Source organism: Pseudarthrobacter sp. IC2-21 (assembly GCF_034048115.1).
Taxonomy (GTDB): Bacteria; Actinomycetota; Actinomycetes; order Actinomycetales; family Micrococcaceae; genus Arthrobacter; species Arthrobacter naphthalenicus.
Window position 1 is genome coordinate 1,646,995 of sequence record NZ_CP139145.1, and the last position, 17,367, is coordinate 1,664,361.

Below are 17,367 nucleotides of genomic sequence, written 5' to 3' on the forward strand. Positions count from 1 at the left end.
CCGCCGTGCCGAACCGCTCAGACGCGGGCGCCGTCGTCGTTGTCGTCTTTTTCCTGCGGCAGCTTCATGATCAGGAAGACCACGGCCAGGATAAACGCCACCACTATGCCCACCATTGCCAGCAACGGCGCCGACCGCCAGAACATGGCTGACAGGAGCAGGGCGATCGGACCGCCCACCGCGCCAAGCCAGGCGAGCATGGTCAGCGGGTCAGTCCCGGCGAGGCTGGGCGGATCCTCGGGCACGAATTCGCCGTCGTCGTCCTCCACCGCATAGTCCCGGGGGCCGTCCGCGGTGGTAGGACCATCCGGCCCGGAGCCTGACTGGCCGCCACCGCCTGACTGACCACCACCGCCTGACTGACCACCACCGCCGGTTGGGGCCGCGGCCGACCGTTCTGCCGCGGACAACTCGGTGGGTGCCCGGCCGGCGAGGCCGAGGGGATCAAAATCGCGGAACGTCGCCGGCCGGCCTGGGGCGTCCGGCACCGGGCTGTCCTGCCCTCCGGCGGCTTCCGAGGTGCCGTCGGTCCCGGTGTTGCCTTCCTCAATGTTGGCTTCAATGTTGGCTTCCCCTGCGCTGCTGCCCCCAGAGTCGGTGCCCTCCAGCCGGGCAACAAGATCGAGCCACACGGCGTCGTCCTGGTTGGCGCTCTGGTCCGGAGAGCCGGAGTCGGGCCTAGTCACGGGCAGCACCCTCCGTGACCCCGGTTGCTGCAGTCTCGGCCAGTACGGCCCGGATGAAGTCCACGGACCCCTGAAAGATTTCCTCGGCGTCGTTATCCAGTGTTGCCACGTGGTAGCTGTTCTCCAGGGCGGTCAATGTCAGGGGAGCATTGACCAAACCGCGGCGCAGGGCCACGATGCTCGAATCCGACACCACATGGTCCACGGTTGAACGGAACACCCGCACTGGCGCGGTCACGCGGGGGAGCAGCCGGATGGTGTCCTTGAACATTTTGTTCAGTTCATGGGCCGCAGCCACCGGCGTCCGGGGATAGGCACCCTCGTCCACGCCGGGCTTGAGGATGTCGTTGGCGATCGCCGGAGTGCTCTTGAGTACCAGCTTCAGGAGGCCGGCCAGCGGGGCGCGGGGGTCATCGATGACCAGGCCGGGGTTGACCAGGATGACGCCGGTGACAGGCCTGGTGGCGGCGATCCTCAGTGCCAGGGCACCGCCCATGCTCAGGCCGGCGGCAAAAACATGGTCGCACTGGGCATCGAGCTCAAGGTAGGCGTCGTCAAGCGCCGAATGCCACTGCGTCCACCGGGTCCTGGCCAGCTCCTGCCAGCTGGTGCCGTGGCCGGGGAGCAAAGGCATGCGAACGGCGTAGCCTGCGTCGGCAAGTGCGTGGGCCCAGGTGCGGAGCCCGTGCGGGCTGCCCGTGAACCCATGCGAGAGGACCACACCAACCCGGGCTCCCTCACCGGCGGCGGGGCTGCTGAAGGGGCTGTGGTCCGGAAGGCTGGTCATGAAGTCTCCGAGGTGGGTTGGGCGGTGTGTGCAGACCGGGAATGTTCGAGGAAGAACCGGATGGAACGGCCGAAGATCTCCGGGGCGTCAACATCGAGCGTAGCCACATGGCCGCTGCTGTGGAGGTCAACCACCTCCACCAGCCGCGGGCCCAGCCGGCGCCGCAGCGTCGCGAGCGAGGTGGGCGGCACCACGGCGTCGGTCCTGGATTTGAACACCTGGACCGGGGCGTTGATGCGGTGCAGCCCGCGGGCGGCAGCGCCAAAGAGCTTCTTGAGTTCGTGCACGGCCGCCAACGGCGTACGCGAGTAGTCGCCGTCGTCCGTTACTGCCGCCGTCGGCTGTTCTTCCTGAATGGGTGATGTGGTCCGCTGGAAATACTTGAGTACTCCGATGACGCGCACGCGGCGGTCGTAGAAGCTGAGCCCCGGGTTGACCACCGAAACCCCTGCCACGGGATGCCGCGCGGCGGTCAGCAGTGCGATGGCACCTCCCATGGACAAACCGGCCACAAAACAATGATCGGTACGCGCGTTCAGCTCCTGATAGGCGGCTTCGAAACAGTCATACCACTCCCGCCAGTTGCAGCGTGCCAGCTGCCTCCAGTCAGTCCCGTGGCCCGGGAGGAGGGGGACAGAAACGGAAAATCCCTGGGCGGCAAGTTCCTCAGCCCACGGCATGACGCTCAGCGGGCTGCCGGTAAAGCCGTGACAGATCGCGATCCCGGTCCTGGCGTTTGGGCCGTGGCCGGGGTAGCTGAAAGCGGCAGGCCGGGGCGGTGTGCTGCTTTCTGTCATGAGTCCATCGTGTCACTGTTCGCCATAAATCTCACTAGAGTAGGGTTGCATTGAATTGCTGGCCTGACCCAATGGAGGGGCCGGCGGGCAGGCATCCGGAGAGGTTCGACACGTGTTTTATTGGGTCATGAAAAGGATCTTCCTGGGGCCGGTACTGCGGCTTCTCTTCCGCCCCTGGGTCAAGGGACTGGACAACGTCCCGGCGGAGGGGGCGGCCATTATCGCCTCGAACCACCTGTCTTTTTCCGACTCCATCTTTATGCCGCTGATGGTGCCGAGGCCGGTCGTTTTCCTTGCAAAATCCGAGTACTTCACGGGCACCGGCGTCAAAGGCCGGCTGACGGCAATGTTCTTCAGGCTCACCAATCAACTGCCCATGGACCGCTCCGGCGGGGCGGCATCCGCGGTGTCGCTGAACGCCGGCATGGATGTCCTCACCAGCGGCGGCCTGCTGGGCATCTATCCCGAGGGGACCCGCAGCCCCGATGCGCGCCTCTACCGCGGCAAGGTGGGCGTGGCGAGGCTTGCCCTGCAGGCCGGTGTGCCCGTCATTCCGGTGGCAATGATCGGGACGGACAAGGTCCAGCCCATCGGCAAGCGGATGCCCAACATCCGGCGGATCGGCATGATTTTCGGGGCGCCCCTGGATTTCAGCCAGTACGCCGGCCAGGCCGATGACAGGCTGGTCCAGCGCAAGGTCACGGACCAGATCATGTTCGAGCTGATGCGGCTCTCCGGCCAGGAATACGTGGACGAGTACGCAGCCGTGGTCAAACTCCGGCTGGCCGGGGCCGAGACCACCGGCGCGGACCTCAAAGGTGCCGGCGGCAGCCAGGCCACGGGGACAGATGCCGGCGTTGCCGATGCCACAGATACCGAGGGAGAAGACGCCGGTACGGACGGCAACGACGCCGCCGCGGGCTGACTGTGACGCTGCCCCCGGACCGCGTGACGGCCCGGTGTTCCGAAGAGTCCGGAGCGCATTAGTCTTAGATAGTGACTGAGCTATCTGCAAAACCTGCCTTTTCGCTGTCCAGCACCGCCCAGAGCGGAGCCGCCGATTATCCTGGCCTTGATGACTGGCGGGATCTTCCCGTCTCCCAGCAGCCAAGCTGGCAGGACAAGGACGTCTTTGACGCCTCGGTCCGCGAACTCTCCGTGCTTCCGCCGCTGGTGTTCGCCGGCGAAGTGGACGTCCTCCGCGAGCGTCTGGCCGCCGCGGCACAAGGCAAGGCCTTCCTGCTCCAGGGCGGCGACTGTGCCGAAACGTTTGAGGCCGCCACCGCGGACAAGATCTCTGCCCGCGTCAAGACCATCCTCCAGATGGCCGTGGTGCTTACCTACGGTGCAGCAATGCCCGTCATCAAGATGGGCCGGATGGCCGGCCAGTTCGCCAAGCCGCGCTCATCCAATGACGAGACCCGCAACGGGGTGACCCTGCCGGCGTACCGCGGGGACATTGTGAACGGCTATGAGTTCACTCCCGAGTCCCGCGGCCATGACGCCTCCCGGATGCTCCGGGCCTACCACACCTCCGCTTCCACGCTGAACCTGATCAGGGCCTTCACCCAGGGCGGCTTCGCGGACCTGCGCTCGGTTCACCAGTGGAACAAGGGTTTCACCGAAAACCCGGCGCATGCCCGTTACGAATCCCTGGCCCGGGACATTGACCGCGCCATTAAGTTCATGGCCTCCTGCGGTGCGGACTTCGAAGCCCTCAAGCGCGTGGAGTTTTTCGCAAGCCATGAAGCCCTGCTGCTGGACTACGAGCGGGCACTGACCCGCATCGATTCCCGCACCGGCTTCCCCTACGACACCTCCGCCCACTTCCTGTGGATCGGGGAGCGGACCCGCGGACTCGAGGACGCCCACGTCGACTTCCTCTCCCGCGTCCGCAACCCGATCGGTGTGAAGCTGGGCCCCTCCACCACCGGGGACGACGCCCTGCGCCTCATCGACAAACTGGACCCGGAACGCGAACCCGGCCGCCTGACCTTCATCACGCGCATGGGCGCGGGAAACATCCGCGAGAAGCTTCCCGCCGTCGTCGAAAAGGTCACTGCCTCCGGCGCCCAGGTCCTGTGGGTCACGGACCCGATGCACGGCAACACCGTCACCTCACCCAACGGCTACAAGACGCGGAATTTCGACGACGTCATTGACGAAGTGCGCGGGTTCTTCGAAGTGCACCACGCCCTGGGCACCGTTCCCGGTGGCCTGCACGTGGAGATGACCGGTGACGATGTTGCCGAGTGCCTCGGCGGCGCCGATCCGGTGGACCAGGAGTCGTTCCTGGACAAGTACGAGTCTGTCTGCGACCCCCGCCTGAACCACATGCAGTCCCTTGAGATGGCCTTCCTTGTGGCGGGGGCACTGGCCAAGCACTGACCGCAACAAGGGTGCCCCCAGCTGAGGGTGCCTCCCGGACTTTTGTCACGGGAGGCACCCTTTTGGGTTCCCGGGGGCGGCGTGCCTGCGGATTTCAGGGGCCGGCGTCGCGGCGCACGGCTGAATCCATGCCCCGTGTGACGCCGGGCGCTGCGCTTACACCACGGTAAGGGTGATGACGGAACCTTCCGGGACCTCTGTGTCCACGGGATCCTGGGTCCGCACTGTGCCAAAGAACCCGCCCAGGAAGTTGTTGATCTTCACGTCAAAGCCGAGCTTCCGCAGCTCACGCTCGGCATCGGCCGCCTGCTTGCCCACAAAGTTGGGCACCGGCACCATTTTGGGGCCCTTGGAGATGGTCAGCGTCACGGTTCCGCCCTTGGTCAGCGTGCCGTTGGCCGGAGCCTGGCTGACCACGGAGCCTTCGGGGATCTTGCGGTCGAAGACCTGGTCCTTCGCCACCTTGGCCGTGAGGCCCGCCGCCTCGATGGCGTCGACGGCCTCGTTCTCGTCCAAACCCACCACTGAGGGAACGGGGATCGGCTGGGGGCCTTTGGACACCACCAGGTTCACCGGGGTGCCGTGCCGCGCCGGCGTGCCGGCGGTTGGGTCCTGGGTGAGCACCACCCCGGCGGCCACGGCCTCGTCGAACCGTTCGGTGACATTGCCCAGGGCCATCCTGGCCTGGTTCAGGGCGACTTTTGCCTGGTCCAGGGTGCCGCCCGTCAGCGTTGGCAGTTCGTACAGTTGCGGGCCCTTGGAGACGAACAACGCCACAGGCTGGAACTTCCTGACCTCGGTGCCGGCAGCAGGTTCGGAGCCCACCACCAGCCCCGGGGAAACGTCGTCGTCGAAGACATCGTTGGTCCGGGACTGAAAACCGGCCTGGCTCAACAGCTGCTGGGCCTGGGCCACCGTCTTGTTGGCGACCGTTGGAATCGTCGCCGATGCGCCCGGCCCCGTACCGAAGAACCAGCCGGCTCCGGTGGCCAGCAGGGCGATGATGATCAGGGCCACTATCCAGAGGATGCCGCGGCGGCGCGGGTTTCCCTCGCGCAGGTTCCGGACCGGCGTGGCGGCCGCCCGCGACCTTGCCTTCTCATCCTCGCGGTCAAGCTTCCGTTGTGCACGCTTGCTGAGCGGGAGGGGTTCCGCGGCCTCCGGCTGGTCCGCGAAATCCTGTTCGTACTGAATCTGCTGCGGGCCTGAAGGGTATGGCTCGTCCGGCGGGTACAGGGCGTGATGCGGCGGCGGGGCATGGGGCGGCCGCGACGGCTGCTGCGGCCGCGGCCGGCCGAGTGAGGAGGACAGGACGGCGGTGGGATTGTTGGTCCGCGCGATGATCTCAGTGGCGTTGGGCTGCCCCGCCGGCAGGGCAGCCGGAGGACGCAGATCCAGTTCGGAATTGGTGAGGTTCGTCCGGATGTGCCGCAGCTCCTGGAGGAGCGCGTGGCCGTCCACCGGCCGGTTCTCGGGATCGTTCGCGGTGCACCACTGGACGAGTTCGTCCATTTCGGCGGCTAGCCCGGGCACCAGGTCCGACGGCGGTCCAACCGTTTTATGAACGTGCTGGTAGGCCACCTGGATAGGGACCTCGCCGTCGTACGGCTGTTTGCCCGTAAGCATCTCGTACAGCATGATGCCCACCGAATAGATATCGCTGCGGGCGTCGGCAGTCTTCCCCAGCACCAGTTCGGGGGAGAGGTAGCCGACCGTGCCGATCAGGGCGCCCGTGCTGGTGGAGGTCGTCACGGCCCTGGCCAGACCGAAGTCGCCGATCTTGATGCGGCCGTCGTCGGCGATGAGGACGTTCTCCGGTTTGACGTCGCGATGGATCAGGCCGGCGGCATGGGCCTCACCCAGGCCTTCCACTACGGGATCGATGAGGGCCAGGGCCAACCGCGGCGGCAGCGCACCCTTGGACCTGATGACATCGCGCAGGGTGTGGCCCTTGATGTACTCCATCACCAGGTATGCCGTGACACCGTCGTTGCCCTGATCCAGCACTCCCACAACGTGAGGATGGGAAAGCTTCGCGGCCGCTTTCGCCTCCCGGCCGAGCCGGTCCAGGAACGTCTCATCCGTGGCGAGGTGCGGATGGAGGACTTTGAGGGCAACATCGCGTTCCAGCCGGAGGTCCGTGGCCAGATAGACCGTGGACATGCCCCCACGCGCGAGTTTGGAACGGACGGCGTAGCGGTTGTCCACCAGCGTTCCAACGAGACGGTCAGAGACTTTTTCCTGCACCTTACGATCCTAATCCCGCAGCGAAAAAGGGTCCGAACCGACCTGCGGTCCGGACCCTTATCGTTATCCGGGTTGCCCGTTGAGGCGGCCCGGCGTGCGTTGCGAAGCTGACGGTTAGCCGAAGTTCCTCTGGTGCGCCTTGATCGCGGCCACGTACGCCTTGGTGTCGTCGTACATGCCGTACTTGCTGACTGAATACTGGCCCTGGTAGTACCCGGCGATTGCCGTGTCCGTGTCCTTGCTGGTGGCAAGGAGCCGCTTGATGATGGCAACACCGGCCGTTGCGTTGTCGTACGGATCCAGGAGGTTCAGTTTCCGGCCTACGAGGTCTGAGGCCCATTCGCCGGAGGTGGGGATGACCTGCATGGTGCCGATGGCGTTCGCGGGCGAGACGGCCCGCTGGTTGAAGCCGGACTCCTGGTATGCAAAGGCGAGGGCAAGGGACGGCTCAACCCCCATCGCGCGGGCCCTGTCAGTCACGATGGAACGCATCTCATCCCGGGACGGCACCGGCGCGGCGTTGAGCAATGCTTTGTTCTCGTTCGCGGAGCTGACCACGGCTTCAGGGTACGAGAAGCCGAGGAACGTGCTGGGCACCAGGGGCGTCACCGTCGCTGCAGGTGTAGACGACGCCGGCTGGATGGAGGCGCCGGGGATGACCAGTTTGTTGCCCGGGTAGATCACGGTGGTCATGCTCAGCTGGTTGGCTGAGAGGACGTCCGAGAGCTTCACGCCGTGCTTTGAGGCGATCGCGGACAAGGTGTCCCCTGCCTTGATGGTGTAGGAGCCACCCGGAGCGGGGGCGGCCGGCGCAGGGGCAGCCGGGGCGGCCGGCGCGGCGGCCGGCTGCGGCGCGGCGGGGGCGGCTGCCGGTGCTGTTTCGCCGGAGCCCACCCTGACCTTCTGGCCGGGATAGATGATGGAGTTCATGTTCAGGTTGTTCCAGCTGAAGACCTCGGACAGGCCGACGTTGTGCCGGGCAGCGATGGCGCTGAGCGTGTCACCGGCCTTCACGGTGTAGCTTCCGCCGGAGTTGGCCAGGGCAGCCGGGGCGGCGGCCGGTGCCGGTGCCGGGGCGGGCGACGCGGCAGACCCGGAAAGCCGGATTTTCTGGCCGGGGTAAATGATGGTGTTCGGCTGCAGGTTGTTCAGAGCCAGTACCTCGCCGGTATTGAGGCCGAACTTCCCCGCGATGGCGCTGATGGTGTCGCCGCGGGCGATGGTGTAGTCGGCGGGGGCTGCGGGCTGGGCGGGCCTGAAGGCCGTGGGAATGCTGGATGATACGGAGGCTGCCGGGATCATTGCGGCTTTAGCCTCAGCTGCCTGTGCTTTCATGGCGGCCGCGAGCGTTGCGGGGATGGCGCGTGCCGGCGCCTCTGCAGGCGCTGGCTGTGCGAGGGCCAGGGACGACAGGACCACCGCAGGAAGTGCGGCCGTGGTGGCCGCAATCATGGGCAGACTCGGCCGGGTTGCCTGCTTTGGCGAGCGGGACGTCGTCATGAAAGGAATCCTCTTCTTTAACTGCCGGGGGGACGGGTGATGCGTGTGACTATTGATACTAGTGTTACTTAAGTTGTTCTTGTTACAAATGTGATCTCTGTGAATCTCTCATGAATTTGCCGCTAGCACAATAAGTTGAGCCCAACGGGTATCTCCGGTTTTGTGGAGTGTCGGTCCGTTCATCCACTTGCAGGGCAAAGCTGACTAGGCGGCAGGGCTCCGGCCGTGGCAACCTTGATCCGTGAGTAACGTAGAAAGCCTTGTGGGCGAGTGGCTGCCCCTGCCTGATGTCGCCAAATTGCTGGATGTTTCGATTACGAAAGTCCATAGCCTTATTGATGAACGTGCGCTGGCTGCCCTGCGCGTCGGGGAGCGGCGGATCCGCTCAGTTCCGGCCGCGTTTATCCAGGATGGCCAGGTGGTGGACAGCCTGCGGGGAACCATTGTGGTTCTGGCGGATGCCGGCTATTCGGATGAGGACCTCATCGTCTGGCTCTTCACCCACGACGATTCCCTGCGCGGCCGCCCCATTGATGCGCTGCGCGAAGGCCGGAAAACCGAGATCCGGCGCAGGGCACAGACTCTGGCCTGGTAACGCGGACTCCCGTACCGGCGGGCCTGGTAGCTCCCGCTCCAGGCGCCGCGGGTTGCTGGCGGGTGCTATTCCGGGAATCAGGCGGCGCGGCTGACGGTGGCTTCGGCCAGCCGCCGCAGCGCCGTCTTCGGCAATTCATCGAGCGGCAGCAGTTCCAGGGCCTCATAGGCGGCGGTGCCGAACTCGTTGATGAGCAGTTCGGTGGCCTGCAGCGCCCCGGATTCCTCAATGATCCTTCGGATCTCGGCCACGTCCGCGTCGCCCAGGTCAGGGCTTCCGAGCTTGGCATCAATAAACGCTGACTCCTGCGCCGAGGCGTGCTCGAGCGCCAGTGCGATCAAGACCGTCCTTTTGCCTTCGCGCAGATCGTCCCCGGCCGGCTTGCCGGTGGTTACGGGGTCACCGAACACGCCCAGGACGTCGTCACGCAGCTGGAAAGCCTCACCCAGTGGCAGGGCAAATGCCGAATAGCCGCGGAGCAGGGCATCCGACGCCCCCGCCAGGGCACCCCCGAGCGCGAGCGGATGTTCGGTGGAATACTTCGCCGACTTGAACCTGATGATCGACTGGGCCCGGGTCACAGCGCCTGCGCGGTCCCGGACGGGCCCGGCGACTTCTTCGAGGATGTCCAGGTACTGGCCCGCCATCACCTCAGTTCTCATGAGGTTGAAGATCAGCCTCGCCCTGCTTCCCGAGGCCGCCTGGCCGCCAATGTCGGTGAAGGCCTCCTCGCTGAAGGACAGGCACAGGTCCCCGGTGAGGATGGCCGCCGCGTGTCCAAACCGTTCACTGTCCAGCGCCCAGCCCTGGGCGTCATGCAGCTGGCTGAACCGGCGGTGCACGCTCGGGCCGCCCCTTCGGGTGTCCGAGCGGTCAATGATGTCGTCGTGGATGAGCGCCGCAGCCTGGAACAGTTCCAGGGCGGATCCGGCCGTCACGATCTGCCCGGACCCCGGCTCACCGCCGGCCCCCCGCCAACCCCAGTAACACATGAGGGCACGGAGCCGCTTGCCTCCGGTCACCAGGTTGGAGATTGATCCCATGAGGGGCTCGATGTCGGGGGAAATCCCTGCCACCAGGGCCTGGCGCGTGGTGAGGAATTCCGTCAGCTCGCCGGCTACAGCGGCCACAAATGCGGCCTGTTCATGCCTCAGCTGCTCCGAGACAGTCACTTGGCTGGCTCGACTGCCGCGTTGGCCCCGATGGTGAAGGTGGAAACACCGGCCGCTTCAACCACCGCAACGTTCACCGTCTCGTTGTCGTTGCGGACGAAGTCCTTGGACGCCACCGCTCCGACGGCATCGCCGGGCACTGCCTTGAATCCCTGGCCTTCGAGGTGCTTGGTGTAGAAGTCCACGACGGCGGCCGTAGGGGCGGTGATGCTGGCAACCAGCGCCGCGGTGGCGGGCTGCTTGGCCTTGTCCAGGCTGCTGGAGATCACCGTGGCACCGGGCATGACCGGTATCAGTGCCTCGGGAAACCCTTCCACGAGTTTGCCCACCGTGGCAGAGGTGCCCGGTGACGCCGTCGGGCTCGCCGAGGCCGTAACGGTGGAGGTGGTGGAGGCGGGTGAGGAAGTAGCTGCTGACGATGACGTGGCGTCGGGCGCCGCGGGACTGCAAGCGGCAAGGGCCAGCATTGCACCGGCGGCGAGGGCCGCCAATCCTGTTGGCTTGAGATTTTTCGTGACCGTCACAGGGACTTTCCTCCTGGGGTTGATGCCGGGCTCAGCCTCCAGTTTAGTCAGTACCAACAGCTAGAATTGCCGCTGTGGGGCCAGAGCAGAACAACCAGTACACCGAAGCGGGTCTTCGCGAGCTCCGACGCAACTGCATCATGCACGTGGACATGGACGCGTTTTTCGTCTCAGTGGAGCTGCGCACGCGTCCCGAGCTCATCGGAAAGCCGGTGATTGTGGGATTCCCCGCGGACCGCTCCGTGGTCCTGTCAGCCTCCTACGAGGCGCGGGCCTTCGGCGTGAAATCAGCCATGCCCATGGCAGTCGCGGTCAGGATGTGCCCTCAGGCCGTCATCATCGAGCCGCGCCACAAGCTGTACTACGAAGTGTCCGCACAGCTGATGGAAATATTCCACTCCATCACGGACCTCGTCGAGCCGTTGAGCGTTGATGAAGCCTTCCTCGACGTGGGAGGGGCAATCCGGCGGTTGGGCCCGCCGCGCGAAATCGGCGAGCTGATCCGCCGCCGGGTTTCCGCCGAGCTGGGCATTACGGCGTCCGTTGGGATCGCAGCGAGCAAGTTCGTGGCCAAGATCGCGTCCACCCGCTGCAAGCCTGACGGGCTGTTGCTCATTAGCCCGGATGAGACCGTGCCCTACCTCCACAGCCTCCCTGTAGGCGCACTCTGGGGCATCGGGGCCAAGACCGCTGACGTGCTGGCCCGGATGGGCATCCGGACGGTCGCGGATGTGGCCGCCACGCCGGTGACGTCCTTGAAGAAGGTGCTCGGAGCCACCGGTGAGCACGTCTACCGGCTGTCGTGGGGGATCGATGCCCGTCCGGTGACTCCAGTGCGGCTGGAAAAGAGCATCGGCGCGGAAGAGACGTTCGCTGTGGACACCGGGGATGATGCCGTGATCAGCCGCGAGCTGCTGCGGTTGGCCCACCGCACCGCCGGCCGGTTGCGGAGTTCAGGATCCGTGGCGCGGACCGTGGCGTTGAAGCTCCGGTACGCGGATTTCTCCTCGATTACCCGGAGCCGTACCGTGCATACACCGGTGGACAGCGCGCAGCTGATCCATGGGGTGGCGCTCCAGCTGCTGGAAGCCCTGGGGCCGCGGCCCATGACCGTCCGGCTGGTGGGCATCCGGGCGGAGCAGCTGGAAGAGGCCGCACAGACCTCCCTCCAATTGAGCTTTGACCGCAGGGATGACAACTGGCGTGCTGCTGAACACGCGCTGGACCAGGTCAGCCGGAAGTTCGGAAACAAGTCGGTCCTGCCGGCCAGCCTCCTGGACCCGGGCGGACCGAGATAACAGGCGCTGCGGTGCGGGTTCACGACCGCTCAGGAGGGTAGCGGCCGTCTTTCAGAACAGGCCCCGACAAACTATCCTTATATGTACATAGTTTTCAGTTACTGCCGGACTTCTTGGACGCGCTGCCGTTCCAGTCACCCTCATGCCGGTGTTCGCAATCCGCCACCGTTGGCGGTTGGGAACCTCCCGGGCATGTGGGTCGTTATTGGAGCAGGAGTACGGGATGGGACCAGCCCGGACGTTGGCCTACTTAAGGAGGTCGTGATGCCGCTCTCGGAGCACGAACAGAAGCTGCTTGAGCAGCTGGAGAAGCAGCTGCACGAGGACGATCCGAAGTTCGCAAACAGCATGGGCTCGGATCCTGGACGTACCTGGTCCACCCGGCACCTCGTCATCGGTGTCCTCTGCGCCTTGGCGGGCATCGCGTTGCTCCTGGTCGGTGTCACCACGCAGATCATCATCGTTGGTGTCCTCGGCTTTGTGGTCATGGGCGGCGGCGTCTATTTCGCCACCATGCGGAAGGGGCCCGGCACCAGGGCCGGCTCCGCTCCCGCCGGGAAAGCCGGAAAGCCGCGGAGTTCGTTTATGTCCAGCTTGGAAGAACGTTGGGACGAACGCCGCCGCGACGACTCCTAGGGAACTCGCTCTCCTCCGGACCTCCCGGGCCGGCTGAGCCCACTCCGCTGGGGTCTGTCCTTTTTCCTCCACTTCCAGCCCCTCCACTTTTCTCCCCGCCGGGCGCTTGCTCCTGACGGGGGCCGCTACCGAAGACCCGCCCCGGCGGGTCTTCGGCATTTAACGGCCAGCCCGCTCCATCAGGGAGCAGCACGACGGCGGCCGGCAACTTCTGCGGGCAGCTCCGGTAGGCATCTCCTGTGCCGGCACCTCCTGTGCAGGGTGCGGGCACCTCCTGTGCAGGGTGCGGGCACCTCCTGGGGGAGGGCGCGACGGCGGATCGAGCCGCCGCCGGCCCGCGGGCTTCCGGCGCGCCCGCGCCGCTCCCCGTTCCCTCCACACCCCTCCACCGCGCCATTGCGCGCCCTGTGGCGCCGGAGATCCTCAAAAGGGGGCGCCGCGGGCCTATTTTGCATTGACTGTGGGGGAAAGTGGAGTAATGTGGAGGACATAAGAGGGTAGTTGCAACATTAGGGGATGTGCAGTTCCTGACGGCAGACGGGCGGTGGGCCAGTGTTTCTTGGCACGCATTCACCACGTCTGGACGAAAAGGGCCGGATTATCCTCCCCGCAAAGTTCCGCGAGGAACTTGCCGCCGGGCTGGTTCTCACGAGGGGCCAGGAGCGTTGTATCTACGTCTTCAGTGAGCAGGAATTTGCGAGGGTGCACGAGCAAATGCGGGAGGCGCCAATCTCCTCCAAGCAGGCCCGGGACTACATTCGCGTCTTTCTCTCTGGAGCCTCGGACGAGGTACCTGACAAGCAGGGGCGCGTGACCATTCCGGCGGCGCTCCGGGAGTACGCAGGCCTCGGCAGGGAACTGGCCGTCATTGGCGCAGGCACCCGGGCCGAGATCTGGGACGCCCAGGCCTGGAACGAGTACCTGGCTGAGAAGGAAACCGCCTTCTCGGAAACCGACGACGCCATTCCGGGGATTCTCTAATCACCTGAACGGCACTGAAGACCGCTTCTTGAACGAGATCTCCAGCCGCCCATCGCACAGTCCACCTGGCTCACTTCCCCGGAGCCAGGCGGCGGGACGATAGGCGCGGATGGGGATCTGGCTTAAGAAGCACCCAGGATACCCGCCGACTGAAAGGACGAAGGCATGAATGATCACCCGAAGCCGACGTCCGAACGCCATGTGCCGGTCCTCAAGGACCGGTGCATCAATTTGTTGGCGCCAGGGTTCGAAGCGGCACGGCGCCGGGGCGAAACGCCCATCGCCATTGACGCGACCCTCGGCATGGGGGGTCACTCCGAGGCGATGCTGGAGCGCTTCCCGGACCTGCACCTGATCGGCATCGACCGCGATGAAGAGGCGCTGGCGCTGGCGGGGGAGCGGCTGGCCCGCTTCGCCGACCGCACTGACCTGGTGCATGCCGTGTACGACGAAATTGCCGACGTCCTCGAGGACCTCGGGGTCAGGGAAGTCCACGGCATCCTGATGGACCTGGGCGTCTCGTCACTTCAGCTGGACGAGCGTGAACGCGGTTTCGCCTATTCGTTCGACGCTCCGCTGGACATGCGGATGGACACCAGCCGCGGCCAGACCGCCGCGGACGTGGTCAATAACTACAGCGAAGAGGATCTGGTCCGCATCATCCGGAAATGGGGCGAGGAGAAATTCGCCGGCCGGATCGCCAACAGGATCGTGGCAGCACGGGCAGTCACACCGTTCACCACCACCGGTGAACTGGTGGAACAGATCCGTTCCGTGGTTCCGGCCGCAGCCGCCAAATCCGGCGGCCATCCGGCGAAACGGACTTTCCAGGCTCTCCGGATCGAAGTCAATGAGGAACTCGACGTGCTGGAACGCGCCATTCCTGCCGCCGTGGATGCGTTGGCCCTCGGCGGACGCATCGTGGTGATGTCCTACCACTCCCTTGAGGACAAGATCGTTAAGTCCTTCTTCCAGGCCGGCTCCAAATCGTCGGCGCCGCTGGGCTTCCCCGTGGAGCTGGAAGAACACAAGGCAACCCTCAAGACCCTGACCAAGGGCACTGAGGTACCCACCGCCGTCGAAATCGCCGAAAACCCCCGCGCTGCTTCCGCCAGGCTGCGCGCCGTGGAACGCATCAGAGCCAGGAGAGAAGCATGAGCACCGCCGCTGTCAAGAACTTCCCGGTCATCTCCGGCAGCAGCGCGCCTGCTATCAGGACCCAGCCGGCAGGTCCGGGCCGCAAGGAGCGCACCCCGCTGTCCGTGGTGCGCTCTGCGCCCAAGAAGAGGCGGGCCCCCTTTGTGGTGATGTGCTTCGCCCTGCTCGCCGTGGCGCTCGTTGCGGTGCTTGTGCTCAACATTTCGGTGTCCACCTCCCAGTACCAGCTCGTGGAGCTGAGGGGCAAGCAGAGCACACTCACCAAGCAGAACCAGGATCTGACACAGCAACTCCAGAACTTCGAGGCTCCCCAGAACCTGGCCGCCAAGGCTGCAGACTTGGGAATGGTAGCTTCCACGGTCAAAGGACAGATTGACCTTTCCACCCTCACGGTCACAGGCAAGGCAACACCGGCCGTGAAAGGTGGCGCTGCCGGAGCCGTTATCCCGGCACCGGCAGTTCCCGGGGTGCTGACAGTGGTTCCGCCGGTGACGGCGCCCGAACCCTCCGCGAGCCGCAAACCCGCCGGCCAGGAGCCGACGGCGGCAGCGGCGCCGCCGGCAGCGGTTGCCCCGCCGGCTGCGGTACCGGCAGCGCCGGCACCTGCGGTGGAGCTGCACGGCGGCTCTGTTCCCGCCCCGGAGCAGAAGGTACCGGGGCAGTAGCAGGGCGGTAGCGGGGCGGCCGCTGAAAAGCAGCCGGTCAGCGAAAGGCCGGGTGCCCAGCCGGGCACCAGAGCAGGCAACAAGGCGAGTAGCAAGGAATCACGGTGGCGCAGACAACCCGTAAGGCAAAGGCTGTCAAGGCGCCGAACGCCACCAAGCGATTGCGCCTCGGCCTGGGAATCATGCTGACCCTGCTGCTGGTGGTGGGCGGCAAACTCTTTATGGTCCAGGGCCTCGATATTGGCGGGATGGCGGCAGCCGCCCTCGACTATCGCATGCGGCAAACATCACTGCCTGCCGAGCGCGGCAGCATCCTGGACGCCAACGGCACAGTCCTTGCCAACAGCGTGATCCGCTACAACGTTGTGGTGGACCAGACGGTCAACACCAAGACGGAGACGTTCAAAAGGCTCGCCAAGGTAGACGGCAAGGACAAACTGGTCGACGTGTCGCGGGAGCAGGGGCTCAACGAACTGGCCTCCGTCCTGGGCATGGACCTGGACGCCGTCCGGAACGCGGTCACGGGCCAACAGCGCTACTACATCGTGGCCAAGGACCTGAAACCGGATCTCGAGGACAGGGTCTCCAACCTGCAAATCCCCGGCATCGTCACCGAGGGCGTCAGCAAGCGCGTTTATCCGAACGGATCGATCGCCGGCGGAATCATCGGCTTCCTGCAGGACGGCGGCACCGGCCAGGCCGGCATTGAGCAGACCCAGGACGCGCTGCTGCGCGGCGAGGACGGCAAACGGCTCTTCGAAATCGGTGCCGACGGCCTCAGGATCCCTGTGGGTGTGGACGAACTGACACCGCCGAAGGACGGCAAGGACGTCAAGCTCACCCTGAACTCGGATCTCCAGTACTTCGCCCAGCAGGCCATCCAAAGCCAAAGCGACAAGCTCGGTGCCGAATGGGGCAGCATCCTGGTGATGGATGTCAAGACGGGCAACATCGTGGCCATGGCCGACACCAACGCCCCCGACCCTAACGACCCCGGCAGGGTGGCCGCCAAGGACCGCGGAGTCCGCACGGTGACGGCTGCCTACGAACCGGGCTCCGTGCAAAAGATGATCACCGCCTCGGCGCTCATCGAGGAAGGAAAGTCCAGCCCGCTGGACACCTTCACGCTCCCGCCCTCCTACACAATCGACGGCCAGACGTTCACGGACGCCTTCACCCACGGGACCGAGGAACGCACGCTCGCCGGCATCCTGGGGTACTCCATGAACACGGGCACCGTGGCGGCCGGCTCCCGGCTGAGCAAGGAGCAACGCTACGACTGGCTGCGGAAATTCGGCATTGGCGAGGCACCGGACATCGGACTCCCTGCCACCGGGTCCGGCATCCTTGCGCCCGCGGACCAGTGGGACAGCCGCCAGCAGTACACCGTGCTCTTCGGACAGGGCGTCTCACAATCCACCCTGCAGACCGTCCGCGCCTTCCAGACCATCGCCAATAATGGCGTGATGCTTCAGCCGCGCCTGATCGACTCCTACGTTTCCGCGGACGGCACCGAAGAAAAAGTGGCTCCGCAGCCTTCGCGGCAGGTGGTGTCGGACAACACGGCCCGGCAGGTCCGGGACATCCTGGAAAGCGCCGTGACCGAAGGCCAGATCAAGGACGCCGCCATTGACGGCTACCGCGTGGGAGCCAAGACCGGCACGTCCGAGTCCCCGTGCGACGACGGCAAATCCGGGTTCTGCGGCTACACGGCCTCCATGGTGGGGATGGCGCCGATGGACGATCCGCGGTTTATTGTTGAGGTGGTCCTGCAGCGTCCCAAGGGCAGCATCTACGGCATCACCAACGGTCCGGTCTTCCGGTCGGTCATGAGCCAGACGCTGCGCACCTTCAACGTCCAGCCGTCCACCGGCGAACCGGCCAGGCTGCCGCAGTTCGCTAAGTAACACCAGGCCAGCAATACTTTTACCGC

16 protein-coding genes are annotated in these 17,367 nt (G+C 65.5%); 9 read left to right on the forward strand and 7 right to left on the reverse strand.

Annotation, left to right across the window (positions count from 1 at the left end; genetic code table 11):
• Positions 1–17: 17 nt before the first annotated feature.
• Genes SBP01_RS07520 through SBP01_RS07530 form a run of 3 tightly spaced genes read right to left on the reverse strand, consistent with a single transcriptional unit; the run spans position 18 to position 2,270 of the window.
• The gene (locus SBP01_RS07520; protein ID WP_320537994.1) at positions 18–686 is read right to left on the reverse strand and encodes a hypothetical protein; all 669 of its coding nucleotides are present in this window, start codon (positions 684–686) and stop codon (positions 18–20) included.
• Positions 679–1,473, reverse strand: a complete 795-nt coding sequence (locus tag SBP01_RS07525) for an alpha/beta hydrolase (protein WP_320537995.1) — start codon at positions 1,471–1,473, stop codon at positions 679–681. The genes SBP01_RS07520 and SBP01_RS07525 overlap by 8 nt, the downstream gene beginning before the upstream one ends.
• A complete protein-coding gene (locus SBP01_RS07530; protein ID WP_320537996.1) occupies positions 1,470–2,270 on the reverse strand; it encodes an alpha/beta hydrolase in 801 nt (266 codons plus the stop codon). Before SBP01_RS07530 ends, SBP01_RS07525 begins: the two co-directional genes overlap by 4 nt.
• 112 nt (positions 2,271–2,382) lie before the next feature.
• Here SBP01_RS07530 and SBP01_RS07535 point away from each other — a divergent pair, with 112 nt between their 5' ends.
• Both SBP01_RS07535 and SBP01_RS07540 read left to right on the forward strand, forming a co-directional pair.
• Entirely contained in the window at positions 2,383–3,195 is an 813-nt protein-coding gene (locus SBP01_RS07535) for a lysophospholipid acyltransferase family protein (protein ID WP_320537997.1), read from the forward strand.
• Between the two features lie 71 nt (positions 3,196–3,266).
• Entirely contained in the window at positions 3,267–4,658 is a 1,392-nt protein-coding gene (locus tag SBP01_RS07540) for a class II 3-deoxy-7-phosphoheptulonate synthase (RefSeq protein ID WP_275213533.1), read from the forward strand.
• A gap of 156 nt (positions 4,659–4,814) precedes the next feature.
• On the opposite strand, the gene pknB is transcribed toward SBP01_RS07540, so the two are convergent.
• Together pknB and SBP01_RS07550 are read right to left on the reverse strand one after the other, a co-directional pair.
• Positions 4,815–6,905, reverse strand: coding sequence for a Stk1 family PASTA domain-containing Ser/Thr kinase (pknB, locus tag SBP01_RS07545; protein ID WP_320537998.1), 2,091 nt, complete (start codon positions 6,903–6,905; stop codon positions 4,815–4,817).
• Positions 6,906–7,019: 114 nt separating this feature from the next.
• The gene (locus SBP01_RS07550; RefSeq protein WP_320537999.1) at positions 7,020–8,405 is read right to left on the reverse strand and encodes a LysM peptidoglycan-binding domain-containing protein; all 1,386 of its coding nucleotides are present in this window, start codon (positions 8,403–8,405) and stop codon (positions 7,020–7,022) included.
• A 241-nt stretch (positions 8,406–8,646) separates the two neighbouring features.
• Between SBP01_RS07550 and SBP01_RS07555 the strand changes: the two genes are divergently transcribed.
• Complete coding sequence (locus SBP01_RS07555; protein WP_275213537.1) at positions 8,647–9,000, forward strand: Rv2175c family DNA-binding protein; 354 nt, start codon at positions 8,647–8,649, stop codon at positions 8,998–9,000.
• 77 nt (positions 9,001–9,077) lie between these two features.
• On the opposite strand, the gene SBP01_RS07560 is transcribed toward SBP01_RS07555, so the two are convergent.
• Both SBP01_RS07560 and SBP01_RS07565 read right to left on the reverse strand, forming a co-directional pair.
• Positions 9,078–10,172 (reverse strand): polyprenyl synthetase family protein, encoded by a 1,095-nt coding sequence (locus SBP01_RS07560; protein WP_275213538.1) that lies wholly within the window; start codon positions 10,170–10,172, stop codon positions 9,078–9,080.
• Positions 10,169–10,696, reverse strand: a complete 528-nt coding sequence (locus tag SBP01_RS07565) for a hypothetical protein (protein ID WP_275213539.1) — start codon at positions 10,694–10,696, stop codon at positions 10,169–10,171. The genes SBP01_RS07560 and SBP01_RS07565 overlap by 4 nt, the downstream gene beginning before the upstream one ends.
• A gap of 140 nt (positions 10,697–10,836) precedes the next feature.
• Between SBP01_RS07565 and dinB the strand changes: the two genes are divergently transcribed.
• The 6 genes from dinB (at position 10,837) to SBP01_RS07595 (ending at position 17,341) form a co-directional block, all read left to right on the forward strand.
• Positions 10,837–11,994, forward strand: coding sequence for a DNA polymerase IV (gene dinB / locus SBP01_RS07570; protein ID WP_414004290.1), 1,158 nt, complete (start codon positions 10,837–10,839; stop codon positions 11,992–11,994).
• A 264-nt stretch (positions 11,995–12,258) separates the two neighbouring features.
• Positions 12,259–12,630, forward strand: a complete 372-nt coding sequence (locus tag SBP01_RS07575) for a DUF3040 domain-containing protein (RefSeq protein WP_320538001.1) — start codon at positions 12,259–12,261, stop codon at positions 12,628–12,630.
• Between the two features lie 552 nt (positions 12,631–13,182).
• Positions 13,183–13,611: a division/cell wall cluster transcriptional repressor MraZ gene (gene mraZ, locus SBP01_RS07580; RefSeq protein ID WP_190988940.1), complete on the forward strand. Its 429-nt coding sequence runs from the start codon at positions 13,183–13,185 to the stop codon at positions 13,609–13,611.
• A 165-nt stretch (positions 13,612–13,776) separates the two neighbouring features.
• Entirely contained in the window at positions 13,777–14,769 is a 993-nt protein-coding gene (gene rsmH / locus SBP01_RS07585) for a 16S rRNA (cytosine(1402)-N(4))-methyltransferase RsmH (protein WP_320538002.1), read from the forward strand.
• Positions 14,766–15,434 carry a hypothetical protein gene (locus tag SBP01_RS07590; RefSeq protein WP_275213543.1) on the forward strand — a complete coding sequence of 223 codons (669 nt, stop codon included), beginning with the start codon at positions 14,766–14,768 and terminating at the stop codon, positions 15,432–15,434. Before rsmH ends, SBP01_RS07590 begins: the two co-directional genes overlap by 4 nt.
• Before the next feature lie 104 nt (positions 15,435–15,538).
• Complete coding sequence (locus tag SBP01_RS07595) at positions 15,539–17,341, forward strand: penicillin-binding protein 2 (protein WP_320538003.1); 1,803 nt, start codon at positions 15,539–15,541, stop codon at positions 17,339–17,341.
• The last annotated feature ends 26 nt before the right edge of the window (positions 17,342–17,367 follow it).